Origin of the sequence: Pseudomonas sp. JH-2 (genome assembly GCF_036231725.1) — a bacterium.
Classification (GTDB): Bacteria; Pseudomonadota; Gammaproteobacteria; order Pseudomonadales; family Pseudomonadaceae; genus Pseudomonas; species Pseudomonas delhiensis.
In genome coordinates this window covers 26,128-48,840 of record NZ_JAZAQP010000012.1, presented here as the reverse complement: position 1 = coordinate 48,840, position 22,713 = coordinate 26,128, and the positions used below count along the sequence as shown (strand labels likewise).

The following is a 22,713-nucleotide window of genomic DNA, read 5'->3' as shown; positions in this document are numbered from 1 at the left end:
GTCCTTTAGGATGCGTTGGGCGCGAGGCGCTCGAACAGCGCCTCGAGGGTGTTGAAGCGTTCTTCCGGGCGCTCCATGGGCACCTGGAACTTGAACAGGGTCGCGCCTTCGAGCCTGTAGCGGTTCGGCTGGCTCTGGATCAGCTTGATCAGCACCAGCGGGTCGACGCAGGTATCGGCGGCGAATTCTACCCGGCCGCCCTGCGGTCCGGCATCCACCTTGACGATGCCGAGCTTCTGGGCCTGCAGTTTCAGGAGTGTCAGACGCACCAGGTTCTTCACCGGGTCGGGCAGCAGGCCGAAGCGGTCGATCATTTCCACTTGCAGCTCGCGCAGGCCGTCCTCGTCCACCTGGTTGGCGATGCGCTTGTAGAGGATCAGCCGGGCGTGCACGTCGGGCAGGTAGTCCTCGGGAATCAAGGCCGGCACCCGCAGGTTGATGTCCGGGCCGCCGCCCAGGGGCTGCTCCAGGTTCGGCTGCTCGCCCTTGCGGATGGCCTTGACCGCGCGTTCGAGCATTTCCATGTAGAGGGTGAAGCCCACCGCCTGGATCTGCCCGCTCTGGCCTTCGCCGAGCAGCTCGCCGGCGCCGCGGATCTCCAGGTCGTGGGTGGCCAGGACGAAGCCGGCGCCCAGGTCCTGGGCGTTGGCGATGGCTTCCAGGCGCTTCTCGGCGTCGGGCGTCATCTGCTTGCGCGGCGGGGTGAGCAGGTAGGCGTAGGCCTGGTGGTGGCTGCGGCCGACGCGCCCGCGCAGCTGGTGCAACTGGGCCAGGCCGAACTTGTCGGCGCGCTCGATGAGGATGGTGTTGGCGCTGGGCACGTCGATGCCGGTCTCGATGATGGTCGAGGCCACCAGCACGTTGAAGCGCTTGTGGTAGAAGTCGCTCATCACCCGTTCCAGGTCGCGCTCGTGCATCTGCCCGTGGCCGATGCCGATGCGCGCCTCGGGGACCAGCTCGGCCAGGTCGCGGGCGCACTTCTCGATGGTCTTCACCTCGTTGTGCAGGTAGTAGACCTGGCCGCCGCGCAGCAGCTCGCGCAGCAGCGCTTCCTTGATCACCGCGTTCTGCTCTTCCATGACGAAGGTGCGCACCGACAGGCGGCGCGCCGGCGGCGTGGCGATGATCGACAGGTCGCGCATGCCGGCCACCGCCATGTTCAGCGTGCGCGGGATGGGCGTGGCGGTGAGGGTGAGGATGTCCACCTCGCTGCGCAGGGCCTTGAGCTGTTCCTTCTGGCGCACGCCGAAGCGGTGCTCCTCGTCGATGATGACCAGGCCGAGGTTCTTGAACCTGACATCGCCCTGCAGCAGCTTGTGGGTGCCGATGACGATGTCCAGCTTGCCCTCGGCCAGTTGCCCGACCGCGCCTTCGACTTCCTTGGCGGTCTTGAAGCGGCTCATCACCTCGACGTTCACCGGCCAGTCGGCGAAGCGGTCGCGGAAGCTGTTGTAGTGCTGCTGGGCGAGCAGGGTGGTGGGCACCAGCACCGCCACCTGCTTGCCGCTGTGCACCGCGACGAAGGCGGCGCGCATGGCCACCTCGGTCTTGCCGAAGCCGACGTCGCCGCAGACCAGGCGGTCCATCGGCTTGTCGGCGAGCATGTCGGCGACCACCGCGTCGATGGCCGATTGCTGGTCCGGGGTTTCCTCGAAGGGGAAGCCGGCGGAGAAGGTCGTGTAGTCGGCCTGCGGGTCCTTGAACGCGTAGCCCTTGCGCGCGGCGCGGCGGGCGTAGATGTCGAGCAGCTCGGCGGCGACGTCGCGGACCTGCTCGGCGGCCTTGCGCTTGGCCTTCTGCCAGGCCTCGGAGCCGAGCTTGTGCAGCGGCGCCAGGGCGTCGTCGCTGCCGGTGTAGCGGGCGATCAGGTGCAGGTTGGCCACCGGCACGTAGAGCTTGGCCTCGTCGGCGTACTCCAGGGCCAGGAACTCGGCGCTCTGCCCGTCGATCTCCAGGGTGATCAGGCCCATGTAGCGGCCGACGCCGTGGTCGATGTGCACCACCGGCGCGCCTTCGCGCAGCTCGGTGAGGTTCTTGATGACGTTCTCGCCGCCGTCGCGGGTCTTCTCGCGGCGCCGGCGCTGCATCACGCGCTGGCCGAACAGCGGGCTCTCGGCGATCAGCGCCACGCCCTGGGCGCCGTCCTGCAGCAGCAGGCCGTCGTCCAGCGGGGCGATGGTGATGGCCAGGCGTTCCGGGTGTTCGAGGAAGGCCGGCCAGCCGTCGACCTCGCTGGGCCGCAGCTTCAGCCGCGCCAGCAGTTCCAGCAGCACCTCGCGGCGCCCGGCGGATTCGGCGCTGAACAGGATGCGCCCGGGGAATTCCTCGATGAAGCGGCGCAGGCGCGCCAGCGGTTCGCTGGCCTTGGCCTCGATGGCCAGGTCCGGCAGCGGTTCGGCGGGGAAGCTCTCGCGGCCGACGCCCGGTTCGATGGCCTCGGCGCTGACCACCACGCGCGGCCAGTGCTTCAGCCGGGCGAAGCAGTCTTCCACCGGCAGGAACACCTCGGCCGGTGGCAGCAGCGGCCGCTCGGGGTCGTAGCGGCGGTCCTCGTAGCGGCTGCGCACGTCGTTCCAGAACTGCTCGGCGGCCTGCTCGATGCCCGGCAGGGAGAACACCTGGGTGTCTTGCGGCAGGTAGTCGAACAGGGTCGAGGTCTCGCCGTCCTCGAAGAACAGCGGCAGGTAGTACTCGATGCCGGCCGGGGTCAGGCCGCTGGCCAGGTCCTGGTAGATCGGGCAGCGCCGGTAGTCGACGTCGAAGCGCTCGCGGAAGCGGTTGCGGAAGCCGGTGACCGCTTCCTTGCGCAGCGGGAACTCGCGCGCCGGCAGCAGGCGGATGCTCTGCACCTTGTCGATGGAGCGCTGGTTCTCCGGGTCGAAGGTGCGCAGCGTCTCGATCTCGTCGTCGAACAGGTCGATGCGGTAGGGCAGCTCGCTGCCCATCGGGAACAGGTCGATGAGCGCGCCGCGCACGGCGAACTCGCCGTGTTCGTAGACGGTGTCCACGCAGCGGTAGCCGGCGGCTTCCAGGCGCAGGCGCATCTGCTCGACGTCGAGCTTCTGGCCGACGTCCAGCACCAGGCTGCTGCCGAGCAGGAACCTGGCCGGCGCCAGGCGGTGCAGGGCGGTGCTGATCGGCACCACCAGCACGCCATGCTTGAGGCCGGGCAGTTGGTAGAGGGCGGCGACGCGCTGGGAAATGATGTCCTGGTGCGGTGAAAACACGTCGTAGGGCAGGGTTTCCCAGTCCGGCAGCTGCAGCACCGGCAAATCCGGGGCGAAGAAATGCAGCTCCTGCTCCAGCCGTTCGGCGCTCTGGCTGTCGGCGGTGAGCAACAGGGTGAATCGTTTCGCCGGGGCGGCGGCTTCGGCGATCGCCAGGCTCAGGGCGGCGCCGGGCAGGTTGCCCCAGGCTTGCTTGCCGGCCGCGGCCGGCAGGGCGGGAATACGCAATACGGACACGGGCGTAGCGGGCTCCGGTCGGAAATTTGACCGGGTGGATTGTAACTATCCCGATTGACGGCTGTCAGTCTTTGCAGCGGTGCAGATTGCCGACGATGGCCTGCACCGTCATAATGTAGCCCCTTTTTTCTTCTCCTACATGTGGAAGGTAATGCCCGTGAATCAGAAGCCCGACCAGTGTCTCGGTGAGTGGATCGATCGTGAAGCCCTCGCGGAAGCCATGATTCCGCTGATCGGCCAGCTCTACCGCAACAACAACGTGGTGACCTCGATCTACGGCCGTGGCCTGATCAACCGTTCGGTGATCGACATCCTCAAGGCTCACCGTTTCGCCCGCCACCGCCTGGCCGGCGAAGCCGAGCTGTCGGTCCACGACACCTTCCCCATCCTCAAGGCCATGAGCGACCTGAAGCTCGGCGCAGCTTCCGTCGACCTGGGCAAGATGGTCGCCAAGTTCAAGTCCGAGGGTAACGGCCGCAGCATCGAGCAGTTCACCAAGGACGAGCTGGCCGACGTGGTCGGCAAGCAGAACGGCGCCGCCCGCGAAGGCACCGACGTCGTGCTGTACGGCTTCGGCCGCATCGGCCGCCTGCTGGCGCGCATCCTGATCGAGAAGACCGGTGGCGGCGACGGCCTGCGCCTGCGCGCCATCGTCGTGCGCAAGGGCGCCGAGAACGACCTGGTCAAGCGCGCCAGCCTGCTGCGCCGCGATTCCGTGCATGGCAAGTTCAACGGCACCATCACCATCGATGAGGCCAGCAACACCATCACCGCCAACGGCAACCTGATCCAGGTGATCTACTCCAACGATCCGTCCTCGGTGGACTACACCCAGTACGGCATCAAGAACGCCCTGCTGGTGGACAACACCGGCAAGTGGCGCGACGCCGAGGGCCTGGGCCAGCACCTGAAGTGCCCGGGCGTCGACCGCGTGATCCTCACCGCCCCGGGCAAGGGCGCGCTGAAGAACATCGTCCATGGCATCAACCATGGCGACATCACCGCCGACGACAAGATCGTCTCCGCCGCTTCCTGCACCACCAACGCCATCGTGCCGGTGCTGAAGGCTGTCGATGACCAGTACGGCATCGTCAACGGCCACGTCGAGACCGTTCACTCGTACACCAACGACCAGAACCTGATCGACAACTTCCACAAGGGCAGCCGCCGCGGCCGCAGCGCTCCGCTGAACATGGTGATCACCGAGACCGGTGCCGCCACCGCCGCCGCCAAGGCCCTGCCGGTACTGAAGGGCAAGCTGACCGGCAACGCCATCCGCGTTCCCACCCCGAACGTGTCCATGGCCATCCTCAACCTGAACCTGAACAAGTCGACCTCCCGCGAGGAGATCAACGAGTACCTGCGCCAGATGGCCATGCACTCGGACCTGCAGAAGCAGATCGACTTCGTCAGCTCCCAGGAAGTGGTCTCCACCGACTTCGTCGGTTCCCGCCACGCCGGCGTGGTCGATGCCGAAGCCACCATCTGCAACGACAACCGCGTCGTGCTGTACGTGTGGTACGACAACGAGTTCGGCTACAGCTGCCAGGTGATCCGCGTGATGGAAGAGATGGCAGGGGTCAACCCGCCGGCCTTCCCGCGCTAAGCCAGGTCTGAAAATGGAAAACGGGAGCTCTCGGGCTCCCGTTTTTCGTTAGTCTTCCGCGTACCCCGCGACCCATAAGCATAAAAAGAAAGCCAACCCCTCTACCGAGGAACCCCGCAATGGATGGACACCCCCATCTGCACGAAGGCTCGCTCAAGCGCGGCCTGAAGAACCGCCACATCCAGCTGATCGCCCTGGGTGGCGCCATCGGTACCGGCCTGTTCCTGGGCTCGGCCGGTGTCCTGCAATCCGCCGGCCCGTCGATGATTCTCGGCTACGCCATCGGCGGTTTCATCGCCTTCCTGATCATGCGCCAGCTCGGCGAGATGATCGTCGAGGAGCCGGTCGCCGGCTCCTTCAGCCACTTCGCCCACAAGTACTGGGGCGGCTTCGCCGGCTTCATGTCCGGCTGGAACTACTGGGTGCTGTACATCCTGGTCGGCATGTCGGAACTGACGGCGGTCGGCAAGTACATCCAGTTCTGGTGGCCGGACTTCCCCACCTGGGCCACCGCGGCGATCTTCTTCGTGCTGATCAACGCCATCAACCTGTTCAACGTGAAGGCCTTCGGCGAGACCGAGTTCTGGTTCGCCATCATCAAGGTCGCCGCCATCATCGGCATGATCCTGCTCGGCGTCTGGCTGCTGGCCAGCGGCCACGGCGGCCCGCAGGCCTCGGTGAGCAACCTGTGGAGCCACGGCGGCTTCTTCCCCAACGGCATTTCCGGCCTGGTGATGGTCCTGGCGATCATCATGTTCTCCTTCGGCGGCCTGGAGCTGGTGGGCATCACCGCGGCCGAGGCCGCGGAACCGAAGAAGGTGATCCCCAAGGCGATCAACCAGGTGATCTACCGCATCCTGATCTTCTACATCGGCGCCCTGGCCGTGCTGCTCTCGCTGTACCCGTGGGACGCGCTGCTGCAGAGTATCAACAGCTCCGGCGACCCCTACAGCGGCAGCCCCTTCGTGAAGGTGTTCTCGCTGCTGGGCAGCGACGTGGCGGCCAACGTGCTGAACTTCGTGGTGCTGACCGCGGCGCTGTCGGTCTACAACAGCTGCGTGTACTGCAACAGCCGCATGCTCTTCGGCCTGGCCGAGCAGGGCGACGCCCCGCGCGCCTTCGCCAAGGTCGACGACCGCGGCGTGCCGCTGCTGGCCATCGGCGTCTCGGCCTTCATCACCCTGGCCTGCGTGGTGGTCAACTACGTGATCCCGCACCAGGCGCTGGAGCTGCTGATGTCCCTGGTGGTGGCGGCGCTGGTGATCAACTGGGCGATGATCAGCCTGGCCCACCTGATGTTCCGCCGCGCCAAGGACCGTGAGGGCGTGAAGACCTCGTTCCGTTCGCTGTTCTATCCGTTCAGCAACTGGCTGTGCCTGGCCTTCGTGGTGTTCATCCTCGGCATCATGCTGCAGATCCCGGGCATCGACGTGTCGGTCTACGCCATCCCGGTGTGGGTGGTGCTGATGGGCCTGTGCTACCTGGTCAAGCGCAAGGGCGAGGCCCGGGCTACCGCCTGATCCCGCCGGCGCTGGACGAGAAAGGGCCGCACTCCTACCGGGGTGCGGCCTTTTTGTTTGCAACGGCGGATAACCGCGAACGGTTATGCGCCCTACGCACCGATGTTTCGCTGGAAAACGTTCTTGTAGGAGCGAGCTTGCTCGCGAACCCTGGGTTTCCGCGTTCGCGATAGTTCGTAGGGCGCATAACGCCTACGGCGTTATCCGTCAAATCGCGGACAGAGTCCGCTCCTACGGTTCCAGGCGAGCGTGGCTTCTCGTAGGAGCGAGCTTGCTCGCGAACAAACGCGGTGCCATGCGGTTCGCGAGCAAGCTCGCTCCTACGAAGAGCAACTAGGCGCAGGCCGCGAGACAGTTGCTCCTACGGTTCCAGGCAGCACGGACGTAGGAGCGGACTCCGTCCGCGATTGGATTCACCGGCCACGCCGGACGCTCCGGTAGCACGGCCAACGGCGGATAACCGCGAACGGTTATTCGCCCTACGGTCGAGCACGGTCGTAGGACTCCGTCCGCGATCGGCGCCACCGGCTGCGCTGTAGCACGGCCTGTGCCGCACTACAGCCGCCCGTCGTGGTAATCCCGCGCCACCGCCTCCAGCCCGGCCAGGGCGAACAGTTGCAGGTGGCGGGCGAGGTCTTCCGCCGGTTGCTCGAACAGGCCGGTCAGCGGCGTGGGGATTTCCCGGCTGATGACCTGCAGCGTCAGGTAGGGCGCTATCACGCTGAACAGGCAGCGCAGCAGCGCCGGTTCCTGGGCGGGGATGCCGGTGAGTTCGCCCAGCAGGGCCATCACCAGGCGCACCTTGGGCATGGCCTCCTGGTCGATGAGTTCGGAGAGGAAGGGCGACGGCGTCAGCAGCTCGCGGGCCCACAGGCGCGCCTGCCAGCGCTGGCCGTTGGCGACGTTGAGGGTCAGCGCCCCGATCAGGCCGGCGAGCTTGTCGCGGGGCGGGCGCTCGTTGCGGGTCAGCTGTTCGAGCTGGTCGTAGCCGATCAGGTGCTTGTGCATGTCCTGCAGCACCGCGCGATAGAGCCCGTCGCGGCTGCCGAAGTGGTAGTTCACCGCGGCCATGTTGCACTGCGCGCGCTGGCAGATGGCCTTGCTGGTGGTGTCGGCGTAGCCACGCTCGGCGAACAGTTCGCCGGCCGCCAGGAGAATGCGCCGGCGGGTGGCTTCGCCGTCCTGGCGGGGGGCGCGTTGCGGCGCTTGGCGGGGCTTGGAGGGAGAGCTAGGCATGACTGCACCCTGCTGGATCAGGTGTAGCAGACTAAAGCCTGTATAGATCAAATTCAAATTTGAATTACTGGTCTATGCTTGTATGCTTGTTTCTCGTCGCCACTGGCTAGCGGGTCGTCATCATGCGCAAGAAGCTCATCGTTGTCCTGGCATTGCTCGCCGTAGCAGGCCTGGGGGCCTGGTACTACTTCCACTCGAAGGCCGAGCAGGGCGGCGACCTGGTGCTCTACGGCAATGTCGACATCCGCCAGGTGTCCCTGGCCTTCACCGGCAGCGAGCGCATCGCCGAGATGCGCGTGGAGGAGGGCGACGCGGTCAGGGCCGGGCAGGTCCTGGCCAGCCTCGACAGCCGCACCCTGAAGCTGCAGATCGACCAGGCCAGGGCGCAGATCGCCGCCCAGGAAGCCAACGTGCTGCGCCTGCACAACGGCTCGCGCCCCGAGGACATCGACCGCGCCAAGGCCCAGGTCGACGCGGCCAAGGCCCAGGTCGAGCTGGCCGGCATCCAGCTGCGCCGCCTGCAGGGCATCCGCGCCAACAGCCCCGGCGGGCGGGCGGTCAGCCAGCAGGACCTGGACAACGCCGCCGCCCAACTGAAGGTCAACCAGGCCCAGCTGGAGGATGCGCAGAAGGCCCTGCGCCTGGCGAGGATCGGCCCGCGCGCCGAGGACATCGCCCAGGCCGAGGCCCAACTGCAGGGCGCCCGCGCCCAGCTCGCGCTGCTGCAGCACAACCTCGACGAGACCCAGCTGCGCGCCCCGCAGGACGCCACGGTGCGCTCGCGCCTGCTGGAGCCGGGCGACATGGCCTCGCCGCAGCGCGCGGTCTATGCCCTGGCCATCACCGACCCGAAATGGGTGCGGGTGTACGTCAACGAGACCCAGCTCGGCCACATCAAGCCCGGCATGCGCGCCAGCGTGACCACCGACAGCCATCCGGACCAGCCGGTGCAGGGGCACGTCGGCTTCATCTCCGACGTCGCCGAGTTCACCCCCAAGGCCGTGCAGACCGAGGAATTGCGCACCGCGCTGGTCTACGAAGTGCGGGTGGTGGTCGAGGACAGGGACAACCGCCTGCGCCTGGGCATGCCGGCCACGGTGCGTATCGCCGAGGGTGACCAGGTGCGCGACGGGAAGGCCGATTGATGGAGCGGGTGATAGACGCCCGCGGCGTCGCCAAGCGCTTCCTGGTCAAGGAGTCGGGGCAGACCGTGCAGGCCCTGCACGGTCTCGACCTGCAGGTGCGCAAGGGCGCGCTGACCGCCCTGGTGGGCCCGGACGGCGCCGGCAAGACCACCTTCCTGCGCCTGGTGGCCGGGCTGCTGCGGGCCGACGGCGGCGAGCTTGAGGTGCTCGGCGTCGATGTCAGGGCGCATCCGCAGCGGGTGCAGGACCTGATCAGCTACATGCCGCAGCGCTTCGGCCTCTACGAGGACCTGAGCGTGCAGGAGAACCTCGACCTCTACGCCGACCTCCACGGCGTCGGCGCGCAGCAGCGCCGCCAGCGCTTCGAGCGCCTGCTGGCGATGACCGACCTGGCGCACTTCACCGACCGCCCGGCAGGCAAGCTGTCCGGCGGCATGAAGCAGAAGCTCGGGCTGGCCTGCACCCTGGTGCGCTCGCCGCAACTGTTGCTGCTGGACGAGCCGACCGTGGGCGTCGACCCGCTGTCGCGCCGCGAGCTGTGGGAGATCGTCCGGCAACTGGTGGAGGAGGAGAGCCTGAGCGTGCTGCTGACCACCTCCTACATGGACGAAGCCGAGCGCTGTTCCGAGGTGTACCTGCTGCACCAGGGCCAATTGCTGGCCCAGGGCCTGCCCGAGGACATCCGCCGGCATGCCGACGGCCTCTGCCGCATCGTCGTGCCGCCGGCCGGCCAGCCGGCGCGCAAGCTGCAGGCGCGGTTGCTGGATGACCCGCAGGTGATCATCGACGCGGTGCCCCAGGGCGGCGAGGTGCGTTTCATCCGCCAGCGCGATGCCGATGAAAAGCGCCTGGACCAACTGCTCGACGGTGCTCCGGTGCGCGAGGTGGAAGCACGCCTGGAGGACGGCTTCATGGTCCTGCTGCGGGCCAAGAGCGGCGCCGAGCAGGTGGATACCGAAGCGCTCAAGGCCGCCGCGCCGGGCAGCACGTCCGACAACGGCGAGGCGGTGATCGAGGTGAAGGACCTGGTGCGCAGGTTCGGCGACTTCACCGCCGTGGACCGCACCAGCTTCAGCGTGGCCCGCGGCGAGATATTCGGCCTGCTGGGGCCCAACGGCGCCGGCAAGACCACCACCTTCCGCATGCTCTGCGGGCTGCTGCCGGCGTCCTCCGGCAGCCTGCAGGTGGCCGGCGTCAACCTGCGCCACGCCCGCGCCCAGGCGCGCCGGCGCATCGGCTACGTGTCGCAGAAGTTCTCGCTGTACGGCAACCTCTCGGTGCGCGAGAACCTGCAGTTCTTCGGCGGCGCCTACGGCCTGTCCGGCAAGCAGCTGGGCCGGCGCATGGACGAGGTGTCGCGGCAGTTCGACCTCTCCGGCCACGAGGGCGAGCCCAGCGGCCAGCTGCCCGGCGGCTACAAGCAGCGCCTGGCCATGGCCGTGGGCCTGCTCCACGAGCCGGAAATCCTCTTCCTCGACGAACCCACCAGCGGCGCCGACCCCCTGGCCCGGCGCGGCTTCTGGCAGCGCATCACGGCGCTGGCGGCCGGCGGCACCACCATCATCATCACCACCCACTTCATGGAAGAGGCCGAGTACTGCGACCGCATCGTCATCCAGGACGCCGGGCGCATCCTCGCCATGGGCACCCCACAGCAGGTGCGCGAGCAGGCCGGCGGCCAGGCGAACATGGAGCAGGCCTTCATCGAGATCGTCGAGCAGGCCCGCCAGCACGCCCGGGAGGCCCGCGCATGAGCGACGCGGCGAATGGTTCGTTCTGGCGCCGGCTCCTCTCGCTGACGCGCAAGGAGGTGCGCCAGCTGCTGCGCGACCGCAGCAACCTGATGATCGGCATCGGCCTGCCCATCGCGCTGATCCTGATCTTCGGCTACGGCCTGTCGCTGGACGTGCGCCACAGCCTGGTGGCGGTGGTGCAGGACGACCCGGCGCCCCAGGCTCGCGACCTGCTGGCCAGCATCAGCCGCTCGGAGTACCTGCAGCCGCTGCCGCTGAAGTCCTTCGAGGAAGGCCGGCGGATGCTGGAATCGCGCCAGGCCGACGCCCTGGTCTACCTGCCTGGCGACTTCAGCCGCCGCCTGCAGGACGGCAACGCCCAGGTGCTGGTGCTGGTGCAGGGCTCCGACGCCACCCGCGCCTCGGGGGTGAGCAACTACCTGAACCAGGCCCTGGCGCTGTGGGGCGAGAAGCAGGCGGCGCGCAACGCCGGGCTGCAGGCCGGCGGCGTGCGCATCGAGCAGCGCATGTGGTTCAACGCCGCCAACACCAGCACCTGGTACCTGGTGCCGGGGCTGATCGTGCTGATCATGACGCTGGTGGGCGCTTTCCTCACCGCCCTGGTGATGGCCCGCGAGTGGGAGCGCGGCACCCTGGAGGCGCTGTTCGTCACCCCGGTGCGCTCGGTGGAGATCCTCCTGGCGAAGATCATCCCCTGCTTCCTGGTCGGCCTGCTGGGCCTGGCGCTGTGCCTGCTGGCGGCGCGCTTCCTGTTCCACGTGCCCATGTACGGCTCGCTGCTGGCGCTGCTGGTCAGCTCCATGCTCTACCTGTTCGTCGCCCTGGGCATCGGCCTGCTGATCTCGGCGGTGACCAAGAACCAGTTCCTCGCCAGCCAGATTTCCCTGCTCGCCAGCTTCCTCCCGGCGATGATGCTCTCGGGCTTCATCTTCGACCTGCGCAACGTGCCCACCGCCGTGCGGGTGATCGGCAACCTGCTGCCGGCCACCTACTTCATGGAACTGGTGAAGTCGCTGTTCCTGGCCGGCGACTTCTGGCCGCTGATCCTGCGCAACTGCCTGATCCTCGCCGGCTACGCCGTGGTCCTGCTGGGCCTGGCGCGGCTGGCCACGCGCAAGAGGCTGGACTGAGATGGGCGCCTTCGTCGAACTGCTGCGCCGCCTGGCCAACCTCTGGCGCAAGGAACTGCTGGTGATCCTCAAGGACCCGGCCAACCGCATCGTGCTGCTGGCGCCGGTGCTGATGCAGAGCCTGCTGTTCGGCTACGCGGTGACCTTCGACCTCAACGACGCGCCCTACGCGCTGCTGGACCAGAGCCACAGCGAGTCGTCCCAGCGCCTGGCCAACCGCCTGGACGGCAGCGGCATCTTCCACCGCGTGGCGACCCTGCGCGCGCCGCGCGACATCGCCAGCGTGATCGACGCCGAGAAGGCCCTGCTGGTGATCCAGGTCCCCGCCGACTTCGAGACGCGCCTGACCCGCGGCGAACCGGCGCCGCTGCAGGTGATCCTCGACGGGCGCAACTCCACCACCGCCGGCGCCGCGGCGGCCGGGCTGGCCAGCGTGGTCAACGACTTCAACCGCGAGCGCGGCCTGGCCCAGGCGCCGGTCAGCGTGGTCACCCGCGCCTGGTACAACCCCAACCTGGAGACGCGCTGGCCGCTGATCCCGGCGCTGATCGCCTCGCTGAGCATGCTGCAGACGCTGATGCTCAGCGCGCTCTCGGTGGCCCGCGAGCGTGAGCAGGGCACCTTCGACCAGTTGCTGGTCACGCCCTATTCGCCCCTGGAGATCATGCTCGGCAAGGCCCTGCCGCCGATCCTCATCGGCCTGGTGCAGGCGTCGCTGGTGCTGCTGATGGCGCTGTACTGGTTCCGCATCCCCATGGCCGGCTCGCTGCTGGACTTCTACGGCGGGCTGCTGGTGTTCATGGTCTCCTGCGTCGGCCTGGGCCTGTCGATCTCGGCGGTGTCGCTGAACATGCAGCAGGCGATGCTCTACACCTTCGTGCTGATCATGCCGATCATGCTGCTCTCGGGCCTGGCCACGCCGGTGCGCAACATGCCCGAGGCGCTGCAGATGGCCACGTACATCAACCCGCTGCGCTTCGCCATCGACCTGATCCAGCGCATCTACCTGGAAGGCGCCAGCCTGTTCGCAGTGGCCCATGACCTGTTGCCGATGCTGGCGGTGGCGAGCGTGACCCTGCCGCTGTCCGCCTGGCTGTTCCGCCATCGACTCGCCTGACCGGAGGCCGCCATGCCGTCGTCGCCCGTTCCCTACCTCCTCTTGCCGCTGCTGCTGGCGCTGGGCGCCTGCGCGGTGGGGCCGGACTACCAGGCGCCGCAGCCGAAGGCCCCGGCCGACTGGCGCGCCGCCCATGCCGGCGAGGCCGCGCTGCTGCCCGCGGGGCAGGGTGGCCAGGCCATCCTGGCGCAGTGGTGGACGCAGTTCGCCGACCCGGCGCTGGACTACCTGCAACGCCGCGCCACCGCGGCCAGCCCGGACCTGCGCAGCGCCGCGCTGCGCTTCGCCCAGGCGCGCATGCAGCGGCAGATGGTCGCTGCCCAGCGCGGGGTGAACGTCGACGGCAACGCCGACGTGCAGCGCCAGCGCCAGAGCGAGCGCGGCGCCAGCGCACGGATGATCTCCAGCCTGGCGCCGGGCAACAGCGACGAGCTGGTGAAGACCCTGGCCGAGCCCTTCACCCTCTACGAAGCCGGCTTCGACGCCTCCTGGGAAATCGACTTCTGGGGCCGCGTGCGCCGCTCCATCGAGGCCGCCGACGCCCGCGTCGAGCAGCAGCGCGCACTGCTGGAGCAGGCGCGCCTGGTGGTCGCCAGCGAAGTGGCGCGCGGCTACTTCGAGCTGCGCCGGGTGCAGCAGCAGATCGCCGTGACCCAGGAGGACCTGCGCGCCACCGAGGAGTCCCTGGCGCTGGTGCAGGCCCGCGCCGACGGCGGCCTGGTGGACGACTTCGACCTGGTGCGCCAGCGCAGCCAACTGGAAGAACTGCGTTCGCGCCTGCCGCAACTGCAGGCGGCGGAGGGCCAGGCGATCAACCAGCTCGGCGTGCTGGTCGGCGCGCAGCCGGGCGAGCTGCAGGCCCAGCTGAAGGCGCCGCCGGCGCGGCCCGCGGCCCTGCCCGACCTCAGCCCCGGCCTGCCCTCGGAAGTGGCGCGCCGGCGCCCGGACATCCGCGCCGCCGAGGCCCAGCTGCACGCGGCCACGGCCAACATCGGGGTGGCGGTGGCCGAGCTGTACCCGAGCATCCGCCTGGGCGCCAGCTTCGGCTATTCCTCCTTCGAAAGCGGCGACGTCTCCGACTGGGGCAGCCGCCAGTGGGCGGTGGGGCCGAGCCTGAGCGTGCCGATCTTCGACAACGGCCGGCGCCGCTCCCAGGTGACCCTGCGCAAGCTGGAGCAGCAGGAAGCGGCGGTGAACTACCAGCAGACCGTGCTCAAGGCCTGGCAGGAAGTGGACGACGCCTTGAGCGGCTACGGCGCCGAGCGCCGGCGCAACGCCCAGCTGCAGGCGCGGCTGGGCAGCGCCGGGCAGGCCTACGACATGGCCAGGGCGCGCTATGCCGGCGGCCTCACCGACTTCCTGGTGGAACTGGACGCCCAGCGCAACTACCTGCAGGCGCGCCGCGACCTGGTCGACAGCGACGGCCAGCTGCGCCTGGACCTGGTGGCGCTGTACAAGGCCCTGGGCGGCGGCGCGCCGCTGGGGGATGGCGGTTCGGACAACGAACCTTTACCGCCTGGGCAACAGTAACGCCTGCCGTTTCCGGTAGAATGTGCGCCGCCCGTGCCGGGGCAGGGGAATGGAGGTGGCGTGTTGCGTGGCATCTGGTTGTGCTTGGGGCTATTGGCGTTGGCCGGTTGCGGCGAGCGCGTCGAGCGCTTCGGCGGCCCGACCATGGGCAGCAGCTATTCCGTGCAGTACCTGCCCACGGCGCAGAGCCCCGCGCCGCAGCGCCTGCAGGCGGAGGTCGAGGGCATTCTCGGCGAACTCGACCGGCAGTTCTCCACCTACCGCGACGACTCCGAGGTCTCCCGCTTCAATGCCTTGCCGGCCGGCGCCTGCCAGGCCATGCCGACCGAGCTGGTGGAGCTGCTGCGCTACGGCAACGAGCTGTCCGAGACCAGCACCGGCGCCTTCGACCTCACCGTCGAGCCGCTGATGAACCTCTGGGGCTTCGGCCCGCAGTCCCGCGGCGAGCAGGTGCCGGCGGCCGCGGCGCTGGAGCGTGAGCGGGCGCGCGTCGGCTACCGCCACGTGCGGGTGGACGGCAGCCTGGTGTGCAAGGACGTGGCGGCGCAGCTGGATTTCGACAGCATCGTCGCCGGCTACGCGGTGGACCGCGTCGGCCAGCGCCTGGCCGAGCTGGGCGTGAAGGACTACCTGGTGGAGATCACCGGCGAGCTCAAGGCCATGGGCCACAAGCCCGACGGCTCGCCCTGGCGGGTGGCGCTGGAGGTGCCCAGCGGCGAACGCGAGCGCACCGTGGCGCGCTCGCTGGCGGTGGACGGCTACGGGGTCTCGACCTCGGGCGACTACCGCAACTATTTCGAGGAAGGTGGGCAGCGTTACTCGCACACCTTCGATGCGCGCACCGGCACGCCGGTGCGGCACACACTGGCGGCGGTGACCGTGGTCGACCGCTCCACGCTGCACGCCGACGGCCTGTCGACGCTGCTGATGGTGCTGGGCCCGGACGAGGGCTACCGCTACGCCGAGCAGCACGGGCTGGCCGCCTGGTTCGTCGTGCACCAGGGGCAGGGTTTCGCCACGCGTGCCAGCACGCGCTTCGCCGAACTCTTCCCGGAGCCGGTGTGGCGGTGAAGGCCGCAGGAAATGTAGTGATGGCAAAACTCGCCTACCGACCGACCAAGCGCTAATGTGCAGCGCTTTGCGGCGAGGCTAAGCTGCCAGCAACGATCGATCGTCCCCGGCGAGCGCGCCGGGACTTCGCCGGACGCGCCGCAGGGGCGCCCCGGCCTGTTCTGAAGGAGTACGCATGGCTGTCTACAACTACGACGTGGTGATTCTCGGCACGGGCCCGGCGGGCGAGGGGGCGGCGATGAACGCCTCCAAGTACGGGCGCAAGCTGGCGGTGGTGGACAGCCGTCGCGTGGTCGGCGGCAACTGCACGCACCTGGGCACCATCCCGTCCAAGGCGCTGCGTCACTCGGTGAAGCAGATCATCGAGTTCAACACCAACCCGATGTTCCGCCAGATCGGCGAGCCGCGCTGGTTCTCCTTCCCCGACGTGCTCAAGAGCGCCGAAAAGGTGATCAACAAGCAGGTGGCCTCGCGCACCGGCTACTACGCGCGCAACCGCATCGACATGTTCAACGGCACCGCCAGCTTCGTCGACGAGCGCACCGTCGAGGTGGTGACCCCCAGCGGCGCGGTGGAGCGCCTGGTCGCCGACCAGTTCGTCATCGCCACCGGCTCGCGCCCGTACCGCCCGGCGGACATCAACTTCAACCACCCGCGGGTCTACGACAGCGACACCATCCTCTCGCTGAGCCACACCCCGCGCCGGCTGATCATCTACGGAGCCGGGGTGATCGGCTGCGAATACGCCTCGATCTTCAGCGGCCTGGGCGTGCTGGTCGACCTGATCGACACCCGCGACCAGTTGCTGAGCTTCCTCGACGACGAAATCTCCGACGCCCTGAGCTACCACCTGCGCAACAACAACGTGCTGGTGCGCCACAACGAGGAGTACGAGCGCGTCGAGGGCCTGGACAACGGCGTGATCCTGCACCTGAAGTCGGGCAAGAAGATCAAGGCCGACGCCCTGCTGTGGTGCAACGGCCGTACCGGCAACACCGACCGCCTGGGCCTGGAGAACATCGGCATCAAGGTCAACAGCCGCGGCCAGATCGAGGTGGACGAGAACTACCGCACCTCGGTGTCGAACATCTACGCCGCGGGCGACGTGATCGGCTGGCCGAGCCTGGCCAGCGCCGCCTACGACCAGGGCCGCTCGGCCGCCGGCAACATCGTCGAGCAGGACAGCTGGCGCTTCGTCAACGACGTGCCCACCGGTATCTACACCATCCCGGAGATCAGCTCCATCGGCAAGAACGAGCACGAGCTGACCGCGGCGAAGATTCCCTACGAAGTGGGCAAGGCATTCTTCAAGGGCATGGCCCGCGCGCAGATCTCCAACGAGCCGGTGGGCATGCTGAAGATCCTGTTCCACCGCGAGACACTGGAGATCCTCGGCGTGCATTGCTTCGGCGACCAGGCCTCGGAGATCGTTCACATCGGCCAGGCGATCATGAACCAGCCGGGCGAGCTGAACACCCTGAAGTACTTCGTCAACACCACCTTCAACTACCCGACCATGGCCGAAGCCTACCGCGTAGCGGCGTTCGACGGCCTCAACCGGCTTTTCTGAAATACCCCGACCGGCGGCCTGAGCCGGCCGGGGGCGACCCGCTCAGCGATTCCCGAGCGTGGCAGTGGCCAAACCGGGAAAGTCTGTAATCAGGCTGTCCACGCCGAAGTCGGCGAGCCGGCGCATCAGCGCCGGTTCGTTGACCGTCCACACCGACACGTGCAGCCCCTGCTTCTGCGCCTTGAGCAGCCGCTCGGGGGTGCACAGCGTCCAGTTCAGCGCCAGCAGCTCGCAACCATAGTTCGCCGCCACCTTCAGCGGGTCGAGCCAGGCGTATTCGGCCACCAGCCCGCGCGCCAGGTCCGGCGTCAACTGCTGCAGCGCGCGCAGCACGGTGCGCGAGCTGGAGGTCACGGTGATGCGCTCGCGCAGGCCGAAGCGCCCCACCAACTGGTGGATGGCCTGCACGGTGCGCGCCGCGCGCTCGCGCGAGGCGCTCTTGACCTCCAGCTGCCAGTGCTCGAACTCGCAGCGCTCGAACAGCTCGGCCAGCCGCGGGATGGGGCAGGGGCGCACCCAGCCCGGCCCGCCCTGGCGCGCGTCGTAGGTGACCAGGTCCTCGGCCAGTTGCTCGGACACCTTGCCGCGGCGCCCGGTGGTGCGCTTGAGGGTGGGGTCGTGGATCACCATCAGCTCGCCGTCGCGGGACAGGTGCAGGTCCAGCTCGCAACGCGTCACGCCATGCTCCAGGCAGCGCTGGAAGCTGGTCAGGGTGTTTTCCGGCGCTTCGCCTTTGGCGCCGCGATGGCCATAGATGAGAGTCACTGGGGCTCCTTGGGAGAGGGAAGGATCGGGTTCTGCGGACGATGCGCGCGAACCGCGTCGACCACGTGATCGTATTCGAAATAGACACTGAATTCGCGGTAGTCCCAGCGGGTGATCGGCGGGCTGCCCACGGCGGGGTGCTCCTCGTCGGGCAGGCCGAAGCGCTCCAGCACGGCGCGCCGGCTCTCTCCGCGGGCGGGCAGGGCGATACGGGCGTCGCCCTGGGCGCCGATGGGGATTTCCAGGGTGTCGGCCGCGGCCGGCAGGGCCATGCCCAGGCACAGCAGCAGGGGGATGTGGCGTGCCTTCATGAGTCGTCGCGGTCCTTCGCCTGGCGCCGTTCGGCCGCCTGTTTCTGCAGGATGTGCCGGGCCAGCAGCTGGCGCTGCGGCTCCTCGAGGTTCTCGAACAGCGTGCCGATCTCGTACTCGCCCAGCCCGCGCGACTCGCAGTGGGTGACCCGCGCGCGCAGGCTCAGGCCCAGGGCCTGGGGCAGCAGCACCAGCTTCAGTGCCAGCAGCTGGCCGGCGAGCAGGGGCTCGGGGGCGAGGAAGGCGATGCCGCCCTCGGAAAGGACCACCGGCTGCGCCGGGCCGACCTGCTCCAGCAGCCCGCGGGCGAGGGCGCCGGCGACCAGGTCCAGGCGCTTGTCGAGCAGCTTCAGGTAGCTGGCCAGGGGGCGGTCGCGCTCGGCGATCTGCCGCAGCAGGTGCTGCGCCTCCACCTCCAGCAGGTGCAGGTCGCCGAGCAGGTTGAACAGCGGCGAATCATCCTGCAACGCTTGCGCCGCCTGCTCCGCGTCCTCCGGAATCGGGCGAAATTCCAGTGCGAGGCGGTCCTCGATACGGTAGTATTCGCGGCGGTCATCCGCGTCTGGAGTGGACATGGCGAACCCACGGCGGCAGTAATGGTCTGAGTGTAAAGCCGCCCGCCGCAGCTCGCCACAATGGCCTCCGCAATCCCTCCGCGGCAGCGGATGCCGGCCGGACCGACGCCCCAATCCCCTGACAACGGCCCCACATGTTCAGACCTCTTTCCGTCTATATCGGGACGCGCTATACCCGCGCCAAGCGCCGCAGCCACTTCGTTTCCTTCATCTCCCTGACCTCCATGATCGGCCTGGCCCTCGGCGTCATGGTGATGATCGTGGTGCTCTCGGTGATGAACGGCTTCGACCACGAGATGCGCACCCGGGTGCTGGGCATGGTGCCCCACGCCACCGTCGAGGCCTACCAGCCGATCGACGACTGGCGCGGCCTGGCCGGGCAGATCAAGGCGCAGCACCGCAACGTGCTGGAAGTGGCGCCCTTCATCCAGATGCAGGGCCTGCTGAGCAACAACGGCGTGGTGCAGAAGGTGCTGATCAACGCCGTGGACCCGGCCGAGGAAGGCAAGGTCTCGATCATCGGCGACTTCTTCAAGCAGGGCAGCCTGGCCAGCCTCAGGCCCGGCGAGTTCGGCATCATCATCGGCGACAAGGCCGCGGCCAACCTGGGGGTGAAGGTCGGCGACAAGGTCACCTTCGTCGCCCCCGAGGTCTCGGTGACCCCCGCCGGCATCTTCCCGCGCATGAAGCGCTTCACCGTGGCCGGCATCTTCCACGTCGGCGCCGGCGAGCTGGACGGCTACGTGGCCATGGCCCACGTCGAGGACGCCGCGCGCATGCAGCGCTACAAGGACGGCGAGGTGCAGGGCCTGCGCCTGAAGCTCGACGACCTGTTCCAGGCGCCGCGCACCGCCTGGGAAATCGCCCATGACCTCAAGGGCAACGACTTCTACGCCCGCGACTGGACGCGCACCCACGGCAACCTCTACCAGGCCATCCAGATGGAGAAATCCATGATCGGCCTGCTGCTGCTGCTGATAGTCGCGGTGGCCGCCTTCAACATCATCTCCACCCTGGTCATGGTGGTCACCGACAAGAAGTCGGACATCGCCATCCTCCGCACCCTGGGCGCCACGCCGGGGCAGATCATGGCCATCTTCATGGTCCAGGGCAGCGTGATCGGCGTGATCGGCACCTTCATCGGCGGCCTGCTCGGCGTGCTCGCGGCGCTCAGGGTGAGCGACGCCATCGCCCTGCTGGAAAGGCTGATCGGCCACAAGTTCCTCAGCTCGGACGTCTACTTCATCGATTACCTGCCCTCGCAACTGATGCGCGAGGACGTGATCCTGGTGTGCGCCGCCGCGCTGATCCTGAGTTTCTTCGCCACCCTGTATCCGGCCTGGCGTGCCGCCCGCACCCAGCCCGCGGAGGCCCTGCGTTATGAGTGACAAGACCGTCCTGAGCTGCCGCAACCTGCGCAAGAGCTACGAGGAGGGCCCGCAGTCGGTCGAGGTGCTGGTCGACGTGCAGCTGGAGCTGTTCCCCGGCGAGCGCGTGGCCATCGTCGGCAGCTCCGGCTCCGGCAAGAGCACCCTGCTGAACATGCTCGGCGGCCTCGACATCCCCAGCAGCGGCAGCGTCTGGCTGGCCGGCGAGGAGCTGTCGGCGCTCAACGAGAAGCAGCGCGGCCTGCTGCGCAACCGCGCGCTGGGCTTCGTCTACCAGTTCCACCACCTGCTGCCGGAGTTCACCGCCCTGGAGAACGTCTGCATGCCGCTGCTGATCGGCCGCACGCCGATCCCCGAGGCCCGCGAGCGCGCCAGCGCGCTGCTGGAGCGGGTGGGCCTGAAGCCGCGCCTGCAGCACAAGCCCTCGGAGCTGTCCGGCGGCGAGCGCCAGCGTGTGGCCATCGCCCGCGCCCTGGTCAACCGCCCGCAGCTGGTGCTGCTCGACGAGCCCACCGGCAACCTCGACCAGCACACCGCGCATTCCATCCAGGAGCTGATGCTCGAACTGTCGCAGTCGCTGCAGACGGCCTTCCTGGTGGTGACCCACGACCCGCACCTGGCGCAGCAGATGGACCGCGTGCTGCGCCTGGAGGACGGCCGCCTGATCGCTGCCTGATCGAGCCGCAGACGCCATGTTCAGACCCCTATCGATCTTCGTCGGCACCCGCTACACCCGGGCCAAGAAGCGCAACCACTACATCTCCTTCATCTCCCTGACCTCGATGATCGGCCTGACCCTCGGGGTGCTGGCGATGATCGTGGTGCTCTCGGTGATGAACGGGTTCCAGAAGGAGATGCGCTCGCGCATCCTCGGCATGGTGCCCCATGCCGTGCTGCAGAACGCCGACGGCAAGCCGCTGGCCGACTGGCAGGCGGTGGCCGCCGCGGCCTCGAAGCACCGCGAGGTGGTCGGCGCGGTGCCCTACACCGAGCTGGACGGCATGCTCTCGTTCAAGGGCATGATGCAGCCGATCGAGGTGGATGGCATCGACCCGGCCCTGGAACCGAAGGTCTCGATCATCGGCTCGCACATGGTCCAGGGCAGCCTGGCCGCGCTGAAGTCCGGCGAGTCCGGGGTGGTGATCGGCGAGATCACCGCGCGGCGCTTCCGCGTCAACGTCGGCGACAGCCTGCTGCTGATCGTCCCCGAGTCCACCTCCGCGGCCGGCGGCGTGACGCCGCGCATGCAGCGGCTGAACGTGGCCGGGGTGTTCAAGGTCGGCGCCGAGCTGGACGGTACCCTGGCGCTGGTCCACGTCGACGACGCCGCGCACCTGCTGCGCTGGGAGCCGGGGCAGGTGCAGAGCGTGCGCATCGCCCTGAAGGACCTGTTCCAGGCGCCGGAAGTGGGGCAGGGCATCGCCGCGGAGCTGGGCCAGGGCATCCGTTCGGTGGACTGGACGCACACCCAGGGCAGCCTGTTCGGCGCCATGAAGATGGAGAAGACCATGATCGGCCTGCTGCTGCTGCTGATCGTGGCGGTGGCGGCCTTCAACATCATCGCCACGCTGATCATGGTGGTGGCCGACAAGCGCACCGACATCGCCATCCTCCGCACCCTGGGCGCGACGCCGGGGCAGATCATGACCGTCTTCATGGTCCAGGGCACGGTGATCGGGGTGATCGGCACCCTGGTCGGCGGTACCCTGGGCGTGCTGGCGGCGTTCAACGTCACCACCATCGTCTCGGCGATGGAGAAGGCCCTGGGCACCCACGTGTTCAGCTCCGACGTCTACTTCATCAACTACCTGCCCTCCGACGTGCAGGTGACGGACGTGCTGCTGGTGTGCTGCGCGGCCCTGCTGATGAGCTTCCTCGCCACGCTATACCCGGCCTGGCGTGCCGCCAAGACCCAGCCGGCCGAAGCGCTGCGCTACGAATGAAAGAAGCCGCCCTTGGGGCGGCTTCTTCGTGATGGGGTGGGTTTCGCAGCGAGCCTATCTCGATCCGTACCCGGGCTCGGCCTATCGCGGACAAAGTTGCTCCTACAGGGAAATGCCGTACCTCCCGGCAGACTGTAGGAGCGGGCCCTGCCCGCGAATCGCGCGCAGGGCGCGCTCCTACATGGGAATGGCGTGGACGGGGCGGCGTAGGAGCGGCTCTCATCCGCGAACCGCGCCGATACCTCCGGCTATCGCGGACAAGGTCCGCTCCTACAGGCGCCCCATGCCGCATGGTGGGGTGTAGGAGCGGGCCCTGCCCGCGATTCGCGCGCAGGGCGCGCTCCTACAGGGGGATGGCGTGGACGGGGCGGCGTAGGAGCGGCTCTCATCCGCGAACCGCGCCGATACCTCCGGCTATCGCGGACAAGGTCCGCTCCTACAGGCGCCCCATGCCGCATGGTGGGGTGTAGGAGCGGGCCCTGCCCGCGATTCGCGCGCAGGGCGCGCTCCTACAGGGGGATGGCGTGGGCGGGGCGGCGTAGGAGCGGATCTCATCCGCGAATCGCGCCGATACCTCCGGCTATCGCG

General features: G+C 68.3%; 17 protein-coding genes. 12 read left to right on the top strand and 5 right to left on the bottom strand.

The genetic code is table 11. From position 1 onward, the window contains the following. Window positions 1–5: 5 nt before the first annotated feature. Entirely contained in the window at window positions 6–3,464 is a 3,459-nt protein-coding gene (gene mfd / locus VV867_RS10940) for a transcription-repair coupling factor (RefSeq protein ID WP_328566369.1), read from the bottom strand. Between the two features lie 139 nt (window positions 3,465–3,603). Here mfd and VV867_RS10935 point away from each other — a divergent pair, with 139 nt between their 5' ends. Both VV867_RS10935 and VV867_RS10930 read left to right on the top strand, forming a co-directional pair. Further along, window positions 3,604–5,070, top strand: a complete 1,467-nt coding sequence (locus VV867_RS10935; RefSeq protein ID WP_328566368.1) for a glyceraldehyde-3-phosphate dehydrogenase — start codon at window positions 3,604–3,606, stop codon at window positions 5,068–5,070. A gap of 119 nt (window positions 5,071–5,189) precedes the next feature. Beyond that, window positions 5,190–6,590 carry an amino acid permease gene (locus VV867_RS10930; protein WP_328566367.1) on the top strand — a complete coding sequence of 467 codons (1,401 nt, stop codon included), beginning with the start codon at window positions 5,190–5,192 and terminating at the stop codon, window positions 6,588–6,590. Between the two features lie 555 nt (window positions 6,591–7,145). Here VV867_RS10930 and VV867_RS10925 read toward each other — a convergent pair. Then, complete coding sequence (locus VV867_RS10925; protein ID WP_109936804.1) at window positions 7,146–7,826, bottom strand: TetR/AcrR family transcriptional regulator; 681 nt, start codon at window positions 7,824–7,826, stop codon at window positions 7,146–7,148. Window positions 7,827–7,948: 122 nt separating this feature from the next. Here VV867_RS10925 and VV867_RS10920 point away from each other — a divergent pair, with 122 nt between their 5' ends. The 7 genes from VV867_RS10920 to sthA all read left to right on the top strand — a co-directional run bounded on the left by VV867_RS10920 (window position 7,949) and on the right by sthA (window position 17,143). Then, window positions 7,949–8,971 (top strand): efflux RND transporter periplasmic adaptor subunit, encoded by a 1,023-nt coding sequence (locus tag VV867_RS10920; RefSeq protein WP_109936805.1) that lies wholly within the window; start codon window positions 7,949–7,951, stop codon window positions 8,969–8,971. Then, window positions 8,971–10,725: an ATP-binding cassette domain-containing protein gene (locus VV867_RS10915; protein ID WP_109936806.1), complete on the top strand. Its 1,755-nt coding sequence runs from the start codon at window positions 8,971–8,973 to the stop codon at window positions 10,723–10,725. Before VV867_RS10920 ends, VV867_RS10915 begins: the two co-directional genes overlap by 1 nt. Then, on the top strand, window positions 10,722–11,855 hold the full coding sequence (locus VV867_RS10910) for an ABC transporter permease (protein WP_109936807.1): 1,134 nt from the start codon (window positions 10,722–10,724) through the stop codon (window positions 11,853–11,855). Before VV867_RS10915 ends, VV867_RS10910 begins: the two co-directional genes overlap by 4 nt. A gap of 1 nt (window position 11,856) precedes the next feature. Beyond that, complete coding sequence (locus VV867_RS10905) at window positions 11,857–12,972, top strand: ABC transporter permease (protein WP_109936808.1); 1,116 nt, start codon at window positions 11,857–11,859, stop codon at window positions 12,970–12,972. A gap of 12 nt (window positions 12,973–12,984) precedes the next feature. Next, window positions 12,985–14,502: an efflux transporter outer membrane subunit gene (locus VV867_RS10900; protein WP_109936809.1), complete on the top strand. Its 1,518-nt coding sequence runs from the start codon at window positions 12,985–12,987 to the stop codon at window positions 14,500–14,502. 60 nt (window positions 14,503–14,562) lie between these two features. Continuing rightward, window positions 14,563–15,573, top strand: coding sequence for an FAD:protein FMN transferase (locus VV867_RS10895; protein WP_425343474.1), 1,011 nt, complete (start codon window positions 14,563–14,565; stop codon window positions 15,571–15,573). Between the two features lie 175 nt (window positions 15,574–15,748). Then, complete coding sequence (gene sthA, locus VV867_RS10890; RefSeq protein WP_109936811.1) at window positions 15,749–17,143, top strand: Si-specific NAD(P)(+) transhydrogenase; 1,395 nt, start codon at window positions 15,749–15,751, stop codon at window positions 17,141–17,143. A gap of 42 nt (window positions 17,144–17,185) precedes the next feature. Here sthA and VV867_RS10885 read toward each other — a convergent pair whose 3' ends face one another. From VV867_RS10885 to VV867_RS10875, 3 genes are read right to left on the bottom strand one after another with little or no spacing between them, the layout of a single operon-like run. Next, window positions 17,186–17,908 (bottom strand): glycerophosphodiester phosphodiesterase, encoded by a 723-nt coding sequence (locus VV867_RS10885; RefSeq protein WP_089392612.1) that lies wholly within the window; start codon window positions 17,906–17,908, stop codon window positions 17,186–17,188. After that, window positions 17,905–18,219 (bottom strand): phosphodiesterase, encoded by a 315-nt coding sequence (locus tag VV867_RS10880; RefSeq protein ID WP_109936812.1) that lies wholly within the window; start codon window positions 18,217–18,219, stop codon window positions 17,905–17,907. The genes VV867_RS10885 and VV867_RS10880 overlap by 4 nt, the downstream gene beginning before the upstream one ends. Continuing rightward, window positions 18,216–18,794 carry a PilZ domain-containing protein gene (locus tag VV867_RS10875; RefSeq protein WP_109936813.1) on the bottom strand — a complete coding sequence of 193 codons (579 nt, stop codon included), beginning with the start codon at window positions 18,792–18,794 and terminating at the stop codon, window positions 18,216–18,218. The genes VV867_RS10880 and VV867_RS10875 overlap by 4 nt, the downstream gene beginning before the upstream one ends. 134 nt (window positions 18,795–18,928) lie before the next feature. Here VV867_RS10875 and VV867_RS10870 point away from each other — a divergent pair, with 134 nt between their 5' ends. From VV867_RS10870 to VV867_RS10860, 3 genes are read left to right on the top strand one after another with little or no spacing between them, the layout of a single operon-like run. Next, on the top strand, window positions 18,929–20,182 hold the full coding sequence (locus VV867_RS10870; RefSeq protein WP_109936814.1) for a lipoprotein-releasing ABC transporter permease subunit: 1,254 nt from the start codon (window positions 18,929–18,931) through the stop codon (window positions 20,180–20,182). Next, the gene (gene lolD / locus VV867_RS10865; protein WP_109936815.1) at window positions 20,175–20,858 is read left to right on the top strand and encodes a lipoprotein-releasing ABC transporter ATP-binding protein LolD; all 684 of its coding nucleotides are present in this window, start codon (window positions 20,175–20,177) and stop codon (window positions 20,856–20,858) included. The genes VV867_RS10870 and lolD overlap by 8 nt, the downstream gene beginning before the upstream one ends. A gap of 16 nt (window positions 20,859–20,874) precedes the next feature. After that, complete coding sequence (locus VV867_RS10860; protein WP_328566366.1) at window positions 20,875–22,125, top strand: lipoprotein-releasing ABC transporter permease subunit; 1,251 nt, start codon at window positions 20,875–20,877, stop codon at window positions 22,123–22,125. Window positions 22,126–22,713: the final 588 nt, after the last annotated feature.

Coding starts and splice junctions, on each gene's coding strand:
- VV867_RS10935 (WP_328566368.1), top strand. CDS start 3,604: ATGTGGAAGGTAATGCCCGTGAATCAGAAGCCCGACCAGTGTCTCGGT.
- VV867_RS10930 (WP_328566367.1), top strand. CDS start 5,190: ATGGATGGACACCCCCATCTGCACGAAGGCTCGCTCAAGCGCGGCCTG.
- VV867_RS10925 (WP_109936804.1), bottom strand. CDS start 7,826: ATGCCTAGCTCTCCCTCCAAGCCCCGCCAAGCGCCGCAACGCGCCCCC.
- VV867_RS10920 (WP_109936805.1), top strand. CDS start 7,949: ATGCGCAAGAAGCTCATCGTTGTCCTGGCATTGCTCGCCGTAGCAGGC.
- VV867_RS10915 (WP_109936806.1), top strand. CDS start 8,971: ATGGAGCGGGTGATAGACGCCCGCGGCGTCGCCAAGCGCTTCCTGGTC.
- VV867_RS10910 (WP_109936807.1), top strand. CDS start 10,722: ATGAGCGACGCGGCGAATGGTTCGTTCTGGCGCCGGCTCCTCTCGCTG.
- VV867_RS10905 (WP_109936808.1), top strand. CDS start 11,857: ATGGGCGCCTTCGTCGAACTGCTGCGCCGCCTGGCCAACCTCTGGCGC.
- VV867_RS10900 (WP_109936809.1), top strand. CDS start 12,985: ATGCCGTCGTCGCCCGTTCCCTACCTCCTCTTGCCGCTGCTGCTGGCG.
- sthA (WP_109936811.1), top strand. CDS start 15,749: ATGGCTGTCTACAACTACGACGTGGTGATTCTCGGCACGGGCCCGGCG.
- VV867_RS10880 (WP_109936812.1), bottom strand. CDS start 18,219: ATGAAGGCACGCCACATCCCCCTGCTGCTGTGCCTGGGCATGGCCCTG.
- VV867_RS10875 (WP_109936813.1), bottom strand. CDS start 18,794: ATGTCCACTCCAGACGCGGATGACCGCCGCGAATACTACCGTATCGAG.
- VV867_RS10870 (WP_109936814.1), top strand. CDS start 18,929: ATGTTCAGACCTCTTTCCGTCTATATCGGGACGCGCTATACCCGCGCC.
- lolD (WP_109936815.1), top strand. CDS start 20,175: ATGAGTGACAAGACCGTCCTGAGCTGCCGCAACCTGCGCAAGAGCTAC.
- VV867_RS10860 (WP_328566366.1), top strand. CDS start 20,875: ATGTTCAGACCCCTATCGATCTTCGTCGGCACCCGCTACACCCGGGCC.